The organism is Edwardsiella piscicida (genome assembly GCF_001896205.1).
Taxonomy (GTDB): domain Bacteria; phylum Pseudomonadota; class Gammaproteobacteria; order Enterobacterales; family Enterobacteriaceae; genus Edwardsiella; species Edwardsiella piscicida.
On sequence record NZ_MPNU01000001.1, the window covers coordinates 2175093 to 2191391 of the forward strand.

A 16299-nucleotide genomic window follows, 5' to 3' on the forward strand; every position below is an offset into this window, starting at 1 on the left:
CTCTCCAGAAAAACCAGGCGGTGGGCGGCCGGTAAAAAGAACACGGAGAGAGCTCAGATCGCCGGTCGCGCCGCCTGTCGACGGGGGTCGAAGTCTTAATTATTTTTTTGTGGTTCTGCGGGCGGCGCTGGCCTTCCCGGTAGTTGCTTTCCGCGGCGCTTTGCGGGCTTTAGCCTCCGCTGGTGCAGGTGCTTTCTCTTCTGCAGCCGCGTCATTTTCGGCGGTGGTGGCCATATCACTATCGTCACCTGCACCCTGAACCTTTTTAAGTGCGCGGGTTAGCGCGGCGATATCACGCTTAACGCCGGCGTTTGGGTTAAGGTGCATCGCCTGGCGAAGCAACTTCAGCGAGGAACCCTGTGTTTCCGGGTCAGTGGATGCGCGACGAGCGAAGGCGCAGGCCTTGCAGAGCTTGGCAAGCACTTCGTCAGGCATATCCCGGTTCGTGACGGTTTCCCACAGCGTATCCAGCGGCGCGATGAAGCCGGATAAATCCGCGTCCGGGTCGGTGCCCGCCAGCGTCAGGATCGGATTGCAGATCTCTTCTGTCAGCGCCGTCACGGCGTCGCGTCCGAAATTGTCCGGCAGACTGAGGTTATGGCGTATCACGTACTCGCCGATACGCAAGGCAAGCGCCAGATCGCCACAGTCGACCGCCCACACCATCAGGGTGGTGATCACTTCGTCCTGGCGACCGCTGTCGCCTTCAAGCGTGCCGTCAATCCATCCGGCGAAATCGGGCAGAAGCTCTTTTTTAACCTCTGCTTTTGCCGCGTTGGACTGGATCCCGCTTAACCGTGACTGCGCGAGGCGAAGGCGATGCAGGATCTGCTCGTGTGCGGTACGCTCGCCCAGGGTCTCTTCATCAGTATTCAGTCCCGTACGCTGCGCCATGACGCTCTGAAAATGTTTCTGTGCCGGTGTCAGCATCAGTTATGTCCTCCGTTATGACGGGCGCATTGCGCCCGTTCCGCCAGTTACGCACCGCCACCTTCAGCAGGAGCATCAGCAAACTTAATGCCCTGAATCAGCGCGCTCTTGCCGTAGTCTTCCACCACGTAGGCATCGTTCATCGACTGGTAGGTTGCGATGCGGTTGTACTCCGGCTCTTCCTTCATCAGGCGGCGTAGCGACCCCTTATGGAAGTAGATCGACAGGTTGCTGAACGAGGTGATCAGCATGGCGTCTTTCGGGAAGAACGGGGCAAGGAACACCTGCAAACCGCCAATAAAGCGTGAAGAGATAATCAGCTGTCCGGCCATCAGTTCCGTGTTGGGGTTAGTGGTGCTCATCGCGTTAATCAGCGGCAGGCGCAGGGTGTTGAACAGGTCGCGTCCCATCAGCACCACCAGATCCGGTGCGTCTTTATGCCATTCATCCAGCAAGGAAGAGCGGGCATCCTGTACCAATGCGTCAGGGTTGCCATACAGGCCCTTTGCGGTGACTCTGTTATCCATATCGCGCGTGGAAATGGTCACATCAGACATAACGCGGGCCGGTGCCTGTTTGCGGACTTGCTCCAGCCACCCGGTATTCACGTCCTGAAGCAGCGGGTTAGTGGCGAAATCAGAGATCAGCGCATGCGAGGTGCCGTTAAAACCGATCATGATGCGGTCAAGCGCAATCTGTCGTGCGATTTGCTGACTGACTCTGGCCTGAAAATCTGGGTGGGCACTCCATGCATCCAGCTGTGAATAACTGATGAAGGTGTCGTAGTTCACCTGCTCGCAGCGGTAACGACGCGCGGCCAGCTCGTGAGCGCTCGCCGGGTTACGGCGCTTCGTACCGTCGCTGCTGGAGTTGGTGCGGGCAATCGGCCCGGTGGTATCAATCAGGACTTTATCGCCTTCCTGATCGTCAACGCCGATGACGTTGATTTTTTGCGTCAGCTCGGTGCTGTCTTTGGCGGCATTTTCCAGCCGCTGCTGCACGGACGGTTCCACCGAATAGCGCTTAGCCAGGTTGCTGACGGTCACGCCACTCAGTTGCGCCTGACGCTGCATGTACAGCTCAAGCTGTGCGCGGGTATTCCCGGAAAGTACGATTGTCATTAGTCTGTCTCTCTTCGTTAAATCAGAAATCAACCAGCTGTGCGCCATTACCACCAGTGGCAGCAAAGCGGGATGTCGGGTTGCTGTCCTGGGCCTGCAACTGTTCCCGCAGGGTGGTCAATTCACCGGTGAGTTTTTCAACCTGCTGGCTGGCTTCGCTGTTCTTCTGCTCCAGTGCATTGAAACGATCGAGGAGGTCGGCGTGAGACTGCGCCACGCTCTCCACGGCTTCACGCACTTGGCTGAACTGCTCGCCGTCTGATTTACGGCCTTTGCCAATGAGATCCATTACGCGGCTGAACCACTGCTTACCCTCTTCATTGCGCTGCTGTGTCAGTTCAATGACTTCCGCCTCCATCGCTTCGGTAAACATCGGCGGTTCGGTCTGCTGGTTATTGAACGCCATGACCTGGGCGCGCTGCTGGGCAGCAAACTTCAAACGGTCCGTGCCAAGGCTTGCCGGGGTGTCCGTCATGGCGAGCCCGACAACATAGGCGTTGCCGTTCAGCGCAAACTGCGGGTGCAGTTCAATGCTGGAATACACCTTTTTGCCTTCATCGGTGAGCTGCTTCATTCGTACTGAGGGTTCGATTTCCGCATAGAGCGCGGTGCGGCCTTTTAACGGGCCATCGGTGATATCTTCGGCGCTGAGTCCGGTCACGTCCCCCATTGCGCTGAAATCACTGTTCGGAAGCATCGACAGGTAGTGCTCCACGTTCACACGTGCAGCGTAAACGCTCGGATCATAACTTTCCGCAGCGGCCTTCAGGTGTTCGCCGCTGATTTCGCGACCGTCAACGGTAGCGCCGGAAACGGCGACGCGAAACTTTTTGCGGGCTGGTTTTGCGGTGCTCGCCATGCTGATTGTCCTGTTACTGGTTGGTTTATGGTCATGATGACAGAGCGTAACTCGCTGTCTCAACGTGCTTTTGTTGTCGGGGATAGCGCAGAACTGAAAGAGGGCGAAAGCGGGATCGCGCGCGCGGTAATCTTCCCTGCATACAAGGGGAGACGAGATGATTCAGGACGCTTTTGTACGGCTACGCGCAAAACAACTCTACTGGCAGGGCTACCCGCCGGCGGAGATCTCGCGCCTGATGGGTATCAGCCAGAACACCGTTTATTCGTGGAAAAAACGCGACGAATGGGACGAAACGCCCACTATCCAGCGCGTCACGCAGTCCATGGATGCGCGACTTATCCAACTGACAGACAAGAAAGAGAAGACCGGTGGCGACTTCAAAGAAATTGACCTGCTGACCAGGCAGATAAAGAAGCTGAATGATGGTCAGTCAGCAGAGGTGGCTGGCGGAAAAAAAACGCGCAGGCGCAAGCTGAAGAACCATTTCACCGATGAGCAAATAACGGCGCTACGGGAAAAAATTCTTGACTCCCTGTCCTGGCATCAACGCGGCTGGTATGAACAGCGTCATCACCGTAACCGCATGATCCTGAAGTCGCGCCAGATTGGCGCCACTTGGTATTTTGCCCGCGAGGCGCTGCTTGATGCGCTGCGGGATGATGTGAAATACCCGTATCAGCGCAACCAGATCTTTTTGTCGGCGTCCCGGCGTCAGGCGCACCAGTTCAGGGGATTCATCCAGAAGGTGGCAGAAGAAGTGGACGTTGAACTGAAAGGTGGCGATAAGATTGTGTTGTCCAACGGCGCAGAGCTGCATTTTCTCGGTACATCAGCGGCAACCGCGCAGTCATATACCGGCAACCTGAAATTCGATGAATTCTTCTGGGTCAGTAACTTCACCAACCTGCGCAAAGTGGCGGGGGCAATGGCGACGCTGAAAGGGCTGACGCGAACGTACTTTTCTACGCCTTCCGGTGAAACCCATGAGGCTTACCCGTTCTGGACGGGCGATCGCTGGAACGAGAAGCGCGCCAAAGCGAAGCGGCAGGCGTTTGACGTGGGGTGGAAAACGCTGAACAGCGGCCTGCTATGCCCGGATAAAACCTGGCGTCAGATCGTCACCCTGAAGGATGTGATAGACCACGGCTGGGAGTATACCGACCTTGAAGAGATTCAGGACGAGAACAGCGATGATGAATTTCGCAACCTGTACATGTGCGAGTTCGTTCGTGATGGTGAGTCGGCCTTTAACCTTAACGCCCTGATCAGCTGCGGTGCTGACGGTTATGACGAGTGGCCCGACTGGAAACCTTTCGCCAGCAGGCCAATGGGGCAACGCGCGGTCTGGATAGGCTATGACGCCAACGGTAGCAGCGGGAACGGCGACAGCGGCGGCGTGTCCGTCACAGTGCCACCCCTGGTGTCAGGTGGCAAGTTCCGTACGATTGAAACCATCCAGGTGCAAGGGCTGGAGTTCGAAGAACAGGCCAAAGTGATCGAGGATCTGACGTTTAAATATAACGTTCAGCATATTGGCATTGACGTGACGGGTGGCAACGGCGAAGCCGTCTATCAGATAGTAAAAAAGTTCTTCCCTATGGTGGTTCCGTACACCTTTAACCTGACCTCAAAGCGCGCCCTGGTGCTGAAAATGCTCCAGATTATCCGCGCCGGTCGCTGGGAGTACGATCGCAGTGAGCGGGCGCTGGTGACGGCGTTCAATGCCGTACGAAAGGTGAAAACGCCGGGCGGATTTATCACCTATGACACCGACCGAGCCCGCGGTATCAGCCACGGAGATCTGGCCTGGGCGACGATGCTCGCCATTATCAACGAACCGCTGGGACAGGAAAGAGACGGCAGCGGTGGATTCGCAATGGAGTTCTAATGAGAAAGAGTAAAAAAAATTACAACCGCCGGCCAGCCGCAGCGCGTGACCTGTCTGATGCACTGAAAAGTGCGCCGTCACTGAGTGCCTTCAGCTTTGATGGGCCCTACCGCGCGGAAAGCTATGATCTGTTGGATAACATGTATTGCGCCGATAATGGCCGGTACTTTGAAACGCCGGTTGACTGGTACGGGCTGGCGCGAGCATCACGCAAAACGTCATGGCATCAGTCCGCGCTGTACTTTAAGCGCAACGTGCTGCTCGGGTGTTTCATCCCCCACAGGCTGCTATCGCGGCAGGCATTTTCCGGGTTTGCTCTTGACTGGTTTGTCTTTGGCAACACTTATCTTGAGATGCGCACCAACCGGCTCGGTGGGCCGCTGGAGCTGCGGCATGCCTTGGCGAAATATACGCGTAGGGGAGTCGATCTCGATACCTATTGGTACGTGCAGGAAGGAAAGGAAGAGTACACATTCCGACGTGGTGATGTGTGCCACATCATGAACCCCGATATCAATCAGGAAATCTACGGTATGCCGGAGTATATCGGCGGGCTGCTGTCTGCCAGCCTGGCGCACTCTGCAGATACGTTCCGCAAGCTGTACTATGATAACGGCTCCCATGCTGGCTGTATTATTTACATCAGCTCAGCACAGGCCAACGACAAGAGCGTGGAGGTGGTAAAGAAAACGCTGTCGGAGTCCAGAGGGAGGGGGGCTTTCAAAAATATCCTACTGCATGCACCCGGCGGAGGCAAAGATGGCGTGCAAATCCTGCCATTCCAGCAGATCACCGCGAAAGATGAATTCATGAACGTCAAGGCTTCTTCCCGCGACGATATCCTTGCAGCCCATCGCGTGCCACCGCAGCTGATGGGAGCCATGCCAGGCGAAAAGGGATCGTTCGGTGACGTGGAAAAGGCTGCACGGGTCTATGCGATTAATGAGCTTATGCCGGTGATGGAGGCCATGAAACACGTCAATGACTGGCTGGGTGAAGAGGTGATCCGATTTAACCCTTACGCACTGCTGGATCAGAGTTAACCCGCAACGTCTCAGCCATAAACCACCGTCAGCGCTGACTGTTCCGGCCAGCGCATGGCGAACCGTCCAACGCATCATCAAATACCTTCAACACCCCCGTCTCTTCCTATAGTGAGCAGCGCGCTGGCGCCTGAACACCTCGCAATACATCGATCACACTGTAGCGCCTCAGCGCCACGCTGGCGGGCGCTTTTCCACACCATCAAAACACTACACCCCATAGCTAAACGACGCGCTAATAGGCGATTGCGGCGTTAATCAGCGTATCTATAGGGCATCCCCGCCCCTGTTGCGGGGGCTGTTCCCCCGTCACCAGCGCGCGACATTTGCTTCGTTTTTTGTGCATTTGCCGATCCTGAGCCAGACCGCGCCGCCACAGGGCGGAAAGAGTATAAATAGCCTCAAAAAAATTGTGCAAATTTGCGCACTATTGTGCAGCACCCCACTTATAAAAAAGAGCCTTATCGGCCCTTTTAATGTCATGGTTGGTTTACGTTGAAGAACCATTCCCACCAGGCATAAATGTAGGTAACAGAGTAGTTGAGCCTGAACGATCATCCTCTTCTTTGGCCTTGAATTGAGAGTAGGTATAGGTATCGAAGAATGATATTCCTTCTATCTCACGCTTCGGTACTAACGTCCGAAAATTAGCCAAGCTCATTGTACTACTCTCTAAACCACCCACAATTCCACTGTCTATGTAGTGGCGCTTGTAGTTAGTCGTGACTGTGATAGTGAGGGTATCTTTGTCACGGTAGCCACTAAGAAGCGGCAGCAACTGTAAATAATCTGCGCTCCCATGCTCGAACTCTGGACAGTCCACAATCCCAACGTAAAACTTGCGTGAACTAAGAGTGATTATCACTGGGAATTTTCTTACGGCAGCCTCGATAAGAAGGCTTTCAAGTGGATCATGGTGCACCGCTTTTACAAGAGCCTCAATTCGCCTATCTTCATTACGACAAACGAACCAGCGCATAAAATGCCCACATCCCCATGCTATGAACATTGACGCAACGCCAAAAAGAGCAAATTTGAAATCAGCAAAGTTAAATTGCTCGGCGGGGGATAGTGGAAAAACCCGCGTGATGGAGTTTGAGTCGATAATTTCGCATGAAAGAAGGAAGTTATAGGCCCATCGGAAAAGCCCCAACACACTAAGCAAGGAGCAAAGCATCCATGACACTAAAGTGAACAGAACACCCCATGCTGCAACATAAAAATAAGCGTCCCAACCTTCGGAACGCTTAAATATGTATCTTGCTGAAACAGCTCTAGTTACGTACAGATAGCCACTTATCAAAGCAATCGCCAGGATGATTGTATTCATTCACCTTTTTTTCCGTTTTCTTCCTTGATATCACCCAGTTTTTCGATCTGGCGAGTAATGGCTTCCACGACTTCGGCATCATTGAGATTCAATGACACATGACCATCACGGCTAATGGTATAGCTGTTTTTGTTATCTTTCAGAGCCTTAGTCAGTCGCTCCTTTGAACTGAACATAGCTCCAGATAATGACAGCCCGTATGCAAAAGACATATCCGCCTCCTTCTCGTTACAACATACAAAATCAATAAAAACAAACAAATAACTTAGTTACAAAGAACAACTCTAAGAATCTGTTGCGCTTTCAGTGTATCTGAAGGCGCTTGTTGCTACGTTATTTATATTAAAGCATGAACCATATCAACAGTTTTTGCTGTATGTGTTCGTATTATTTAGACACCACACAACATGTTGTGTTCAGTTTGAGTTTTTAACACAACTACCATCCACTGGTTTAACTGCTGCTTTCCAGAGGTCAATCAACTCGTCAACCTTGTGTTTGGATATGGATTTACGCCACGGCTGATCGGTACCGGCGATAATCAACTCACCCGTAACCGGATGTGCGCGATACACGGTATCGAGTACCGTCACTTCATTACCGCGCGCCAGTTGCATGGCCTGCGGCTTGCTGATCTGTACCTTCTTAACCTGCGCCCATGACTGAACCAGCCCAGCCAAACCAGCAATTGCCGGTGATAAAACCTGCTCTTGCTGCCTGATCGCATGGGCGGCTTTGAGGTAACTTTCTGCCCGCTGGGTGTCATATTCGGAACAGTCGCCGCTGGTAATGCTGCGCGCCAGCTCCTCAAACTCATCAGCAGGCGATTTCTGCCGCTTCGGTTTGTGGTTATGAAGGCTTTCACGCACCTGTTTTCGCTGTTCCTGAGTCAACTGACCGATCTCAAACTGTTCCGGCCCTTCCCGCTCAGCTGGCACTGTCATTAATGACGGTGATCCGGGCGGTGAATTTGTTCGTTTTTTGACCTCAGTACAGTTATTGACACGAGTCCTAGAGGGCGCGGACGCGCCCCGAAGGTCAAAATCAAAGTCAACGGCCTGCCCGGAGTCGTCTAAAACCTCCGGTTTCTTACGCACAACGCGGTAGGTATGCAGGCGGGTTTCAATCGGTGGCAAGAAGGTGTGAGGCATCACCAGCCCTTTGATAAGGTTCTGATATTCGCCGTGGTCGTTTGGTTGGTCTTTCTGTTGATACCAGATGCGTAACGGCAGATCACGGCGGGCAACCAGTGCCCCACCCTGCAATTGAGTGTATTGCTGCCAGTCGCCAGCATCCGCTGCGCGGTGCAACTCAGCAAACAGCGGGTTTATCTTGTCGGCCTGCTCCTGATTGCGGAGCCGGCGCAGCTCACGCCAGACAGATACCGGCGCACCGCCCAAAAACTGAAACTGACGGATGCCCCAGCACGATGCCCAGGCGGTAGCGTGTTTTGATGTTTCTTTCAGCGGCCTGCCGCTCTCGTCGTCCGTTTCGCCGTCGAGCGCGTAGCCGTCAATATTCTTACTGATGTACTTCACCACGTAGCCGGTGGCGCTGCCGATTTCCTGATCGATCGGCTTCATATCAAAACGGGGCTGATTGCCGTGCTTACCCTGCAACTCCTCCGCATCTTCGCGGGTTGCATATCGCTCCATCGTTTCATGAAGATCGGCTTCATGCTCTGGTAGCGTAAACAGCAGGCCGTGCCAGTGCGGCGTACCATCATGATGGGACTCAGCCACCCGCAGACCAAAAATCGGTATTTTGTTTCGGGCTAACTCGGCGCGGATCTGTTGCCATACACGGTTAAGGTAGCGCTGCGTTGCTCTTGGGCTAGCACCGTTCCATTTGGCATTACGATGACCGAATACGGTATAAGCGTGATATTTGGATGGAGCTGTCAGAGTAAAAAACTGGCCCGCGTAGCCGCTTTCGGTGGCCACTTTCTCAAAGCCGCCGATACGGGTCATCAGTTCAACGCGGCGCAATGCCGGGTTAGATATGCTCTTATCGATCTGCTCAATAAGCGAAATACGCTCTTTGGTGTCCTGGTCCTCCAGCTCAAGACGGGACATGATCGCGCGGCTGCGCTTGCGTCTGGCATCCCACTCATCAACGTGGTGCTTACTGCAATATGGCGCAGCACCTCGCTTTACATCACCAAAGGCAATATGCAGGTGCTCACGCCAGCGCGTGGCGTACTTTTTCAGGTTACGGTGCCAGTAGCGATCATCCAGCATCTTGCTAATGCCGGTAGTTGTCTCATCAATAAACAGCGCCCCCCGGCAATACTTTGCCCAGCTCGGAGGCGTCAGGAAGAAAAGCCGCGCGAGGATAGCCGCTTCGGTGTAAAGGTATCCGGCATATTTGCGATCACTCTGCGTTTCTACTGTTTCGTGAACCTCACTCAGCACAGACCGCATATAGATAGCAATATCCTGCGCCAATAGCTCAACATCTTCTGGCGTGAAGTCCGGCAGGTGGTTAAAGCGCTCAACCAATCCATGCAGAATGTTAAACGTGTGGTAAAGCGGGTTTAACCCTTTGAATGCTGTATCAGCCTGAGATTTAGCCTCATCGGTCATCGCAATAGCGTATTGCTCATTCACCATGTTGATAGGCGGCAGATCCCTGCGGATGATATCGCGCAGCGCCAGACGGGCTATGTGCCTGCCCTTCATGGTGTGAATACTGTCAATTCGGGAAGCCAGACGCAGGCGAATAAAGCGAGGTAGCGGCGCAAGAGTGACTTTCACCCACGCCAAAAACTCCTGTTCTTGACCCAGCTCGACTAGATCAACAACGGGAGTCTTATCAACAAAAATGGCAGCTTTTGGCCTCTGCCATTCGTAATCGTACCGGGTGGCGTCTGGGGCACTACCCGGATACGGTGGAGGTGGAGAAGGGGCGCGACGGCCACGGGTTGCCGTGGTCATTGCGCACTTTTCAGATAGGCAGTTATGAACGCTTCCGCGACCGGCGCAACGATGGCATTACCGTAGGCGCGCAGCTGGCCCACTCGTCCGGCAACCCCATCAACCAAAGGGCTAATGCCGGGTTTAACTGGCCTCCACTTTCCATCGCGGCAGAAAAGCCAGTCCGCAGATCCCCAGAAACCGTTAACCGTGCCGGTCCCGCTATTGCCGCCAAATCCTGCAGACGCTTCTGAATCTTGGAGCCATTCTCCCGGTAATTCATCAAGGCATCCTGCGGGCGCGGGTTTCTGTCGTTGCAGGTGTTCGGCGTTGGCCATCCCGCAAGCTGCGCCGTTACATCCAGCCGATCCGTTGATAACTTCCCGTTGCGAACTCTCCCGCCCTGATACCCCCCCTTCCCGTCCGACGCTGTTGGTGTCGGCCAGCCTGCCAGCTTCACTAATTGCGCTAGACTGCTGCCGGACATACCCGGAGTAATCCCCGCTCCGCCCCGCGTTCCGTCGCTCGCACTTGGCGTAGTCCACCCCGATAAGACTGCCGCTGTCTGCAAGTTCAATCCTCCCTCCCGGCCCGCATTCGATGGATGCTTCCATGAATTGGCTATCGGCGTCGGCCACCCAGAAGAGGCGCTGGCGGATGTGCGGGGCACCGAAGCCCGCAGCGCAGAGATCGAAACCTGCGAAGGCATAATCCGCGTTTTCCAGATCAGCCTGTACAGCGTCGAGCCATGCGAGGCCGTCTTTGCTTGCAACCTGTTCCCCAAAGACAACGTGAGGCGAGCACTCCTTAATAAGGTGAACCCATGATGGCCAGTGGTGGCGTGGATCGTCAAATCCCTGGCGCTTTCCGCAGGCGCTAAAAGGCTGGCAGGGGCAAGAACCTGTCCAGACGGGGCGATTATCGGGCCATCCGGCACGGCGCAGGGCGTAAGACCAGACACCGATCCCGGCAAAGAAGTGGCATTGCGTGAATCCTTTAAGGTCATTTGCGGTTACTTCCTCAATTGAGCGTGTGTCTACGACGCCCGGGGCAATGTGCCCAGCGTCGATCAGGTTGCGCAGCCATTGCGCGGCGAAGGGATCTATCTCGTTGTAATAGGCAGTCATAGAGGGCGTCTCACAGTGGAATCGGGTTTTCTTCTGACTCCCAATAGCCGGGGAGCACATCGCTATCGGATTCATCTCCGCATCCGGCTGAATACCCAGCGCATGGGCCGCAGTCTGGGCAATGACCACCTCCATGACGCCCGCAGCCATCACAGACAGGTAGCACGCCGATCACTTCTTTGGCCTTCTGGCGGTTGTCTTTGTCAGTGCTGACGGAACGTTGCACACTGATTTCGTGCAGCTTGAATGGTTGGTAAATCTCGCGGGTGGTTTCGGTGTCGCTGTTTGAAATAACGACCTTCGCGCCATGCTTGCGGTTAACTTCCAGCAGCTCCGCCACCAACTGGCGGTGATCCTTTTTGGTGAATGGCTCGGCGTGGTATTGGGTGAAATTGGCTGTTTCGCTGGTAGGCAGGTACGGCGGATCACAGTAGATGGCTTCATCCGTTCCAACCATCACTTTGAAGGTGCTTTGAAACGAGCAGCACAGGAAGATAGCTTTGGTGTCGTTAGCCTTCTCAGAAAACTGACGGATCTCCGCTTCCGGGAAGTAAGGCGCGGTTTTATGCTGACCAAACGGCACGTTATAACCGCCACTCCGGTTGTAACGCACCACGCCGTTGTAGCCGTGGCGGTTTAGGTAAAGAAATAAGGCTGAGCGGTAAGTATTAAGCAGACCTTTTGTATCGTTAAAAATGCGGCGGTTCTGTAAATACGCCTCTTTGGCGTTGCCATTTACAAAGAGCTGGCGCGCAAGATCAATCACCAGCTCAGGGTTGACCTTCACCTCACGATAAAGTTGGATCAGGTCTGGGTTGATATCCGCAAGGATATAGCGGCGATAATCGGTATTGAGGAACACGGAAGCGCCGCCAACAAAAGGCTCAACGAGGCAACCAGCCGTTGGTAAATGAGGGAGCAGCTCAGACATTACCCGGCTTTTGCCACCGGGCCATTTGAGTAGCGATCGAATCATCTTGCTTTCTCCTGGGTGTAGGAAGCCCGGCGCGGTGATGCGCCTGACTACTGGTTAATCATTCAGTGGTTAATCGACTGCGCCATCCGGTGCGGGTGGTGGTGATTCGCGTAAGGCCTGCATTTCAAGGCGCGACGCAGCATGATCAGAGAACTCCCACGGCATCGCCGCAGCCAGCTCCGCAAGGCGCTTAATGCCCAACATCAGGCTTACTTTGTCCTGAGTACTGAACTGTTCGAAAGGCATGGTGAGATGGGAGTGAGTCAGCGGCGGCAGATTTTTAAACCGCTGCGCGGCTTCGTTTGCCAGCAGGATGATCGCTTTTTTTTGAACTTCGCTCAGGCGGTCAAACCGACGAGCGGTATCACTTGTGCGTGAAGTGGAAAGACTTTGCTTCAACCTGTCGTACTGAGCAAGGAACATCAGGCGACCTGACTGCTCGTACTGCTGTTTGTTTTTCCGCATATTCATCACCGGTCTCCGTGACACCACTGTTATCTATATTGTTCATTATCATGTGCCGGTTTTTTAGGCTTCGACCGGCGAAGAAGCCGTGCTATGTTGTCTACGCCTGTTACGTTTTCGAAGGCATGACAGGCGTAAACTTTCACTACGTGCAAGGAATCGTTATGTCCCAAACTAAAAATGATGCACTGTGCTCTTTGCTGAATTCGATTGACTTTAGCCATTCTCGCGTTACGTTTGATGCTCATCACGAGTGCGAAAGCGACCATCTCTTCTCTCCTGATGAGCAGGAAAAACTAAATCTTAAAGATCGGCTTGTTGCTGCTGAAACCATGATTACTCTCATCACATCGTGTCTTGATGAGGAAGCTAAAAAGCGTCTTTCAGATAAAATAATCACGTTATCTCATAATCCCGCAGCTATTAATGAATCAGAAATCGCCCGTTCAAAGTTAATTAGCGATTATCTTGAAAGACTATCTGCCTTATAACCAACCATGGCGCGCTGTAGCTTGTCAGCTAATTCGGCTATGGCGCGATTGATAGTTAGAAGATCATCCATACTCACCCCCCTTGTTTCTGATACTTCTTTAACCATAAAAACCACGCTCGCTGTTTTAACTACGCTTCTGGCAACCTCGCTACAGATATTGGCATTTGTCAGGCTTAATGATGGCTTTAAATAACTTTTTAGTCTGAATGCAATAATATCCATAATATGCTTGGTGTCATTCCTGAAAAGATCAAAATCCAGTGCAGCAAAGTGTTCTATCAGTTCATCTTTTCTTATTGATGCGTAGCTGCTGCGAGTCTGTCTGCCAGCCTCCGTATGGCGTATGGCGGACAGATCATACGGCTGTGGTACATTACCCTCGGTGATTTCGATTGTGAGCTTGCGGATCTCTTCGATGGTTGCAACATCAACCTCACCTGAGCACACGGCCAGAAAGTACAAATGAGAAACACCATGGCGCAATAAACCCAACGAGTTATCGTAAGGCATTCCGACAAGCTCATTATTGAAATAAAAACACTCTAGTAAAGCGTTAATTTTTTTGGCGTAGTCTGTTTTCATATTGCTTACTCCGTAATCTAATTTTTCTTTTGAGTTGAACCCGGCGACAGTGATCCCTGATGATGGCCTGTACCGAATATAGAAATATTTGAGAAAAAGCGAATAGCCAGAAAGCAAGTCGCCAGCTATCACTATCACATCGGGATAAAGCATCCATTTTGCATCATCCTATCAATGGTTCGCATCGCTTCAGACAAGGCAAAGTCACGGCCATAATAATTATCAATACTGCCGTTATCATCCCACTTGTTTATCGAATACGAATTGCTTCGATTAAAAGCATTACGTGATGATTTGCGGATAGTGAAGCCGGAATATACATAAACGTTTTTGCTTACCTGAACCAATCCCGGAATGCTTCCAGCATATGACCCGTGTTGTGAGTAGAACTTTTTCATTTTGCTTACTTGAACCAATCCCGGAATACTCCCGGCATATGACCCATATTGTGAGTAGCGCTTTTTCATGTCTGCGTTTTCCTATGCTCGGCCACGAGAAAGCGCATTGCGGCTATTACGCTTCAACACATTGTGCGTGTTCCCGGTGGTGCGTCGATAAGTGGCCTTGTCGCGCATCAGGCGATCGATGTAATGCTTTTCTTCCGGAGTAACCAGGGCGCGACAGTGTGCAACGGCTTCCCAATATTCTTGCAGCATGATGAAGCGCTTTGGTCGTTTTGAGCCTGGCATGCCTTCGCGGTGAACCGGAAGCTGTGCGCGATCCATCAGGTTGCGAACTGATTTGAGTGTGCGGCCGGTGAGGTAGGCAAACTCAGCAGGAGTGACGAAGATCTGCGCTTGCAGTTCTTCGGTGTTCATGTCTCGAATGCCGTCAGCTTGCATTTGAGACATTTTACAGATGCGCTCCACTCTGGCGTTATCTAACGGGAACTGCCGCAAATGTTGAGATCCCGCGATTAATTCAATTTCTCGTGATTCTGTCATTTGTTAGACTCCTTGATTAACCTCTATAGAGGCTTGTTGAGTCGGTTTGATGCTATGCAGCAAACCTTGAATAAATGCGATTATCTGGAGATCTCAAGGTTATGTCAACCAGTCAAGGTGAGAAGTTGCGGCTGATTCGTTTCTCAGAACAGCTGAATAAGCAGCAATTTGTTGATTTAGTAGGAATTAACTACACAACATATTTGGGGTATGAGAGCGGTAAATCGCGAATGACTTTAGATTCCGCGATCAAAATATTTGGGCACCCCAGGTTTCATAAGTACCAGGAGTGGTTCTTATATGACCGCACCGATCCAAGCCGAGGCCAGATAGCACCGGCTCTCGCACACAATGGGCCTGGAGAAACTCAATCAGACCACTCCGGGAAACAGATTGGCTAACGATCTATAAGCATTACATTTTCACTATTTGTTACCAGGATAGTGATCTGACTGTTGGAGGGATTTCTTATGTCCGTTAAGAAACTCGAAGATGGTCGCTATGAAGTGGATGTAAGACCTCGGGGGCGCGACGGAAAGCGCATCCGTAGGAAGTTTGAACGCAAAGCCGATGCTCATGCTTTTGAGCGGAGCATCATTGCGAAGTACCAGAATCATGAATACCTGAACCGACCAGCAGATAAACGACGCTTAAGCGAATTTATAGCGCTTTGGTGGCAGCTTATCGGACGCAACAAGAGTTATGCAAATCGCCGTCTCAGTACCGCTAACTGCATATGCACCGACATGGGGGATCCAATGATTTACCAGATTGATGCGAGAAGCCTAATTGATTACCGGGCCTATCGACTTGAAGAGGGGATCAAAGCGTCCACTATCAACCATGATCTGTTTGCCCTCAGTGGCATATTTAAATCAATGGCAGAAATTGACGAATTTCATGGGGAAAACCCGGTAAGTGCAATCAAGGCACTAAAAGAGCCTAAAACCGAAATGACCTATCTGACACAAGAGGAGGTTGAGTGCTTGCTAGGGATGACGGCGGGTGATTACTACCGTATAGCCGTTTTACTCCTGGCTACCGGTGCTCGTTGGGGTGAGGCCTATCAACTTAAGGCTGAAAATATCGTCGGGAACCGGGTCATGTTCACTCTCACAAAAAACGGTGAACGGCGCGTTGTCCCGATCTCTGATGAGGTGGTCAACATTGTTAAAAACCGCAAGTCCGGGCGTTTGTTCCGCGTTAGTTATAAAACGTTCCGCCTGCGGATGAAAGCTGCAAAACCTAACCTGCCAGACGGGCAGGCAGCGCATGCTTTAAGGCATACCTTTGCAACACATTTCATGATGAAGGGCGGCAATATCATCGCACTGCAAAGAATTCTTGGGCATGCTGATATTTCACAGACGATGGTTTACGCACACTTTGCGCCTGACTATTTGCTTGATGCAGTGAACTATAACCCTCTCAGTGAAATGTCCACATTGTGTCCACACTCTGGAGGCAATATGGGGTTTTGAGGGTCAGTTAAGTATCTAATTTATTGAATTGTCGCGGTATGTTACGATGCTGCGCCGCTTGAAATCCCACCCCTAAGGGGAAGGTCAAGGGGGCTTTCGCCGCACGCCCGGCGCCCGAGTCATATTCATTTCCGTTCTAACT

The 16299-nt window shown here is 52.4% G+C and carries 17 protein-coding genes; 5 read left to right on the forward strand and 12 right to left on the reverse strand.

Annotated elements, in window-relative coordinates; all coding sequences use genetic code 11:
• Window positions 1-99 precede the first annotated feature (99 nt).
• The 3 genes from gpM to BRD58_RS10050 are packed head-to-tail and all read right to left on the reverse strand — an operon-like array spanning window position 100 to window position 2910.
• Window positions 100-930, reverse strand: coding sequence for a phage terminase small subunit (gpM, locus tag BRD58_RS10040; RefSeq protein ID WP_073382664.1), 831 nt, complete (start codon window positions 928-930; stop codon window positions 100-102).
• Window positions 931-977: 47 nt separating this feature from the next.
• Window positions 978-2051, reverse strand: coding sequence for a phage major capsid protein, P2 family (locus tag BRD58_RS10045; RefSeq protein WP_073382668.1), 1074 nt, complete (start codon window positions 2049-2051; stop codon window positions 978-980).
• Window positions 2052-2073: 22 nt separating this feature from the next.
• Window positions 2074-2910, reverse strand: coding sequence for a GPO family capsid scaffolding protein (locus BRD58_RS10050; RefSeq protein WP_073382673.1), 837 nt, complete (start codon window positions 2908-2910; stop codon window positions 2074-2076).
• A gap of 157 nt (window positions 2911-3067) precedes the next feature.
• Between BRD58_RS10050 and BRD58_RS10055 the strand changes: the two genes are divergently transcribed.
• Window positions 3068-4801, forward strand: a complete 1734-nt coding sequence (locus tag BRD58_RS10055) for a terminase large subunit domain-containing protein (protein WP_073382677.1) — start codon at window positions 3068-3070, stop codon at window positions 4799-4801.
• A complete protein-coding gene (locus tag BRD58_RS10060; protein ID WP_073382682.1) occupies window positions 4801-5844 on the forward strand; it encodes a phage portal protein in 1044 nt (347 codons plus the stop codon). The genes BRD58_RS10055 and BRD58_RS10060 overlap by 1 nt, the downstream gene beginning before the upstream one ends.
• A gap of 490 nt (window positions 5845-6334) precedes the next feature.
• Here BRD58_RS10060 and BRD58_RS10070 read toward each other — a convergent pair whose 3' ends face one another.
• The 6 genes from BRD58_RS10070 to BRD58_RS10095 form a co-directional block, all read right to left on the reverse strand.
• A complete protein-coding gene (locus BRD58_RS10070; protein WP_073382691.1) occupies window positions 6335-7174 on the reverse strand; it encodes a hypothetical protein in 840 nt (279 codons plus the stop codon).
• A complete protein-coding gene (locus BRD58_RS10075; RefSeq protein ID WP_073382696.1) occupies window positions 7171-7386 on the reverse strand; it encodes a BTB/POZ domain-containing protein in 216 nt (71 codons plus the stop codon). Before BRD58_RS10075 ends, BRD58_RS10070 begins: the two co-directional genes overlap by 4 nt.
• A gap of 204 nt (window positions 7387-7590) precedes the next feature.
• Window positions 7591-10110 (reverse strand): replication endonuclease, encoded by a 2520-nt coding sequence (locus BRD58_RS10080; protein WP_236721587.1) that lies wholly within the window; start codon window positions 10108-10110, stop codon window positions 7591-7593.
• Window positions 10107-11216, reverse strand: coding sequence for a DNA cytosine methyltransferase (locus BRD58_RS10085; RefSeq protein ID WP_073382701.1), 1110 nt, complete (start codon window positions 11214-11216; stop codon window positions 10107-10109). Before BRD58_RS10085 ends, BRD58_RS10080 begins: the two co-directional genes overlap by 4 nt.
• Window positions 11217-11226: 10 nt before the next feature.
• Window positions 11227-12192 (reverse strand): DNA adenine methylase, encoded by a 966-nt coding sequence (locus tag BRD58_RS10090; protein WP_078057735.1) that lies wholly within the window; start codon window positions 12190-12192, stop codon window positions 11227-11229.
• 69 nt (window positions 12193-12261) lie between these two features.
• Entirely contained in the window at window positions 12262-12663 is a 402-nt protein-coding gene (locus tag BRD58_RS10095; protein ID WP_236721588.1) for a hypothetical protein, read from the reverse strand.
• Window positions 12664-12821: 158 nt separating this feature from the next.
• Here BRD58_RS10095 and BRD58_RS17920 point away from each other — a divergent pair, with 158 nt between their 5' ends.
• Complete coding sequence (locus tag BRD58_RS17920; protein WP_139263896.1) at window positions 12822-13148, forward strand: hypothetical protein; 327 nt, start codon at window positions 12822-12824, stop codon at window positions 13146-13148.
• On the opposite strand, the gene BRD58_RS10100 is transcribed toward BRD58_RS17920, so the two are convergent.
• The 3 genes from BRD58_RS10100 to BRD58_RS10110 all read right to left on the reverse strand — a co-directional run bounded on the left by BRD58_RS10100 (window position 13121) and on the right by BRD58_RS10110 (window position 14676).
• Window positions 13121-13732 carry a hypothetical protein gene (locus BRD58_RS10100; protein ID WP_073382705.1) on the reverse strand — a complete coding sequence of 204 codons (612 nt, stop codon included), beginning with the start codon at window positions 13730-13732 and terminating at the stop codon, window positions 13121-13123. The genes BRD58_RS17920 and BRD58_RS10100 overlap by 28 nt on opposite strands.
• 134 nt (window positions 13733-13866) lie before the next feature.
• The gene (locus BRD58_RS10105) at window positions 13867-14199 is read right to left on the reverse strand and encodes a DUF4761 family protein (protein WP_321970051.1); all 333 of its coding nucleotides are present in this window, start codon (window positions 14197-14199) and stop codon (window positions 13867-13869) included.
• A 12-nt stretch (window positions 14200-14211) separates the two neighbouring features.
• Window positions 14212-14676: a hypothetical protein gene (locus BRD58_RS10110; RefSeq protein WP_236721589.1), complete on the reverse strand. Its 465-nt coding sequence runs from the start codon at window positions 14674-14676 to the stop codon at window positions 14212-14214.
• 101 nt (window positions 14677-14777) lie between these two features.
• Here BRD58_RS10110 and BRD58_RS10115 point away from each other — a divergent pair, with 101 nt between their 5' ends.
• Both BRD58_RS10115 and BRD58_RS10120 read left to right on the forward strand, forming a co-directional pair.
• Window positions 14778-15077: a helix-turn-helix transcriptional regulator gene (locus tag BRD58_RS10115; RefSeq protein WP_073382709.1), complete on the forward strand. Its 300-nt coding sequence runs from the start codon at window positions 14778-14780 to the stop codon at window positions 15075-15077.
• A 69-nt stretch (window positions 15078-15146) separates the two neighbouring features.
• Entirely contained in the window at window positions 15147-16157 is a 1011-nt protein-coding gene (locus tag BRD58_RS10120; RefSeq protein ID WP_073382713.1) for a phage integrase, read from the forward strand.
• The last annotated feature ends 142 nt before the right edge of the window (window positions 16158-16299 follow it).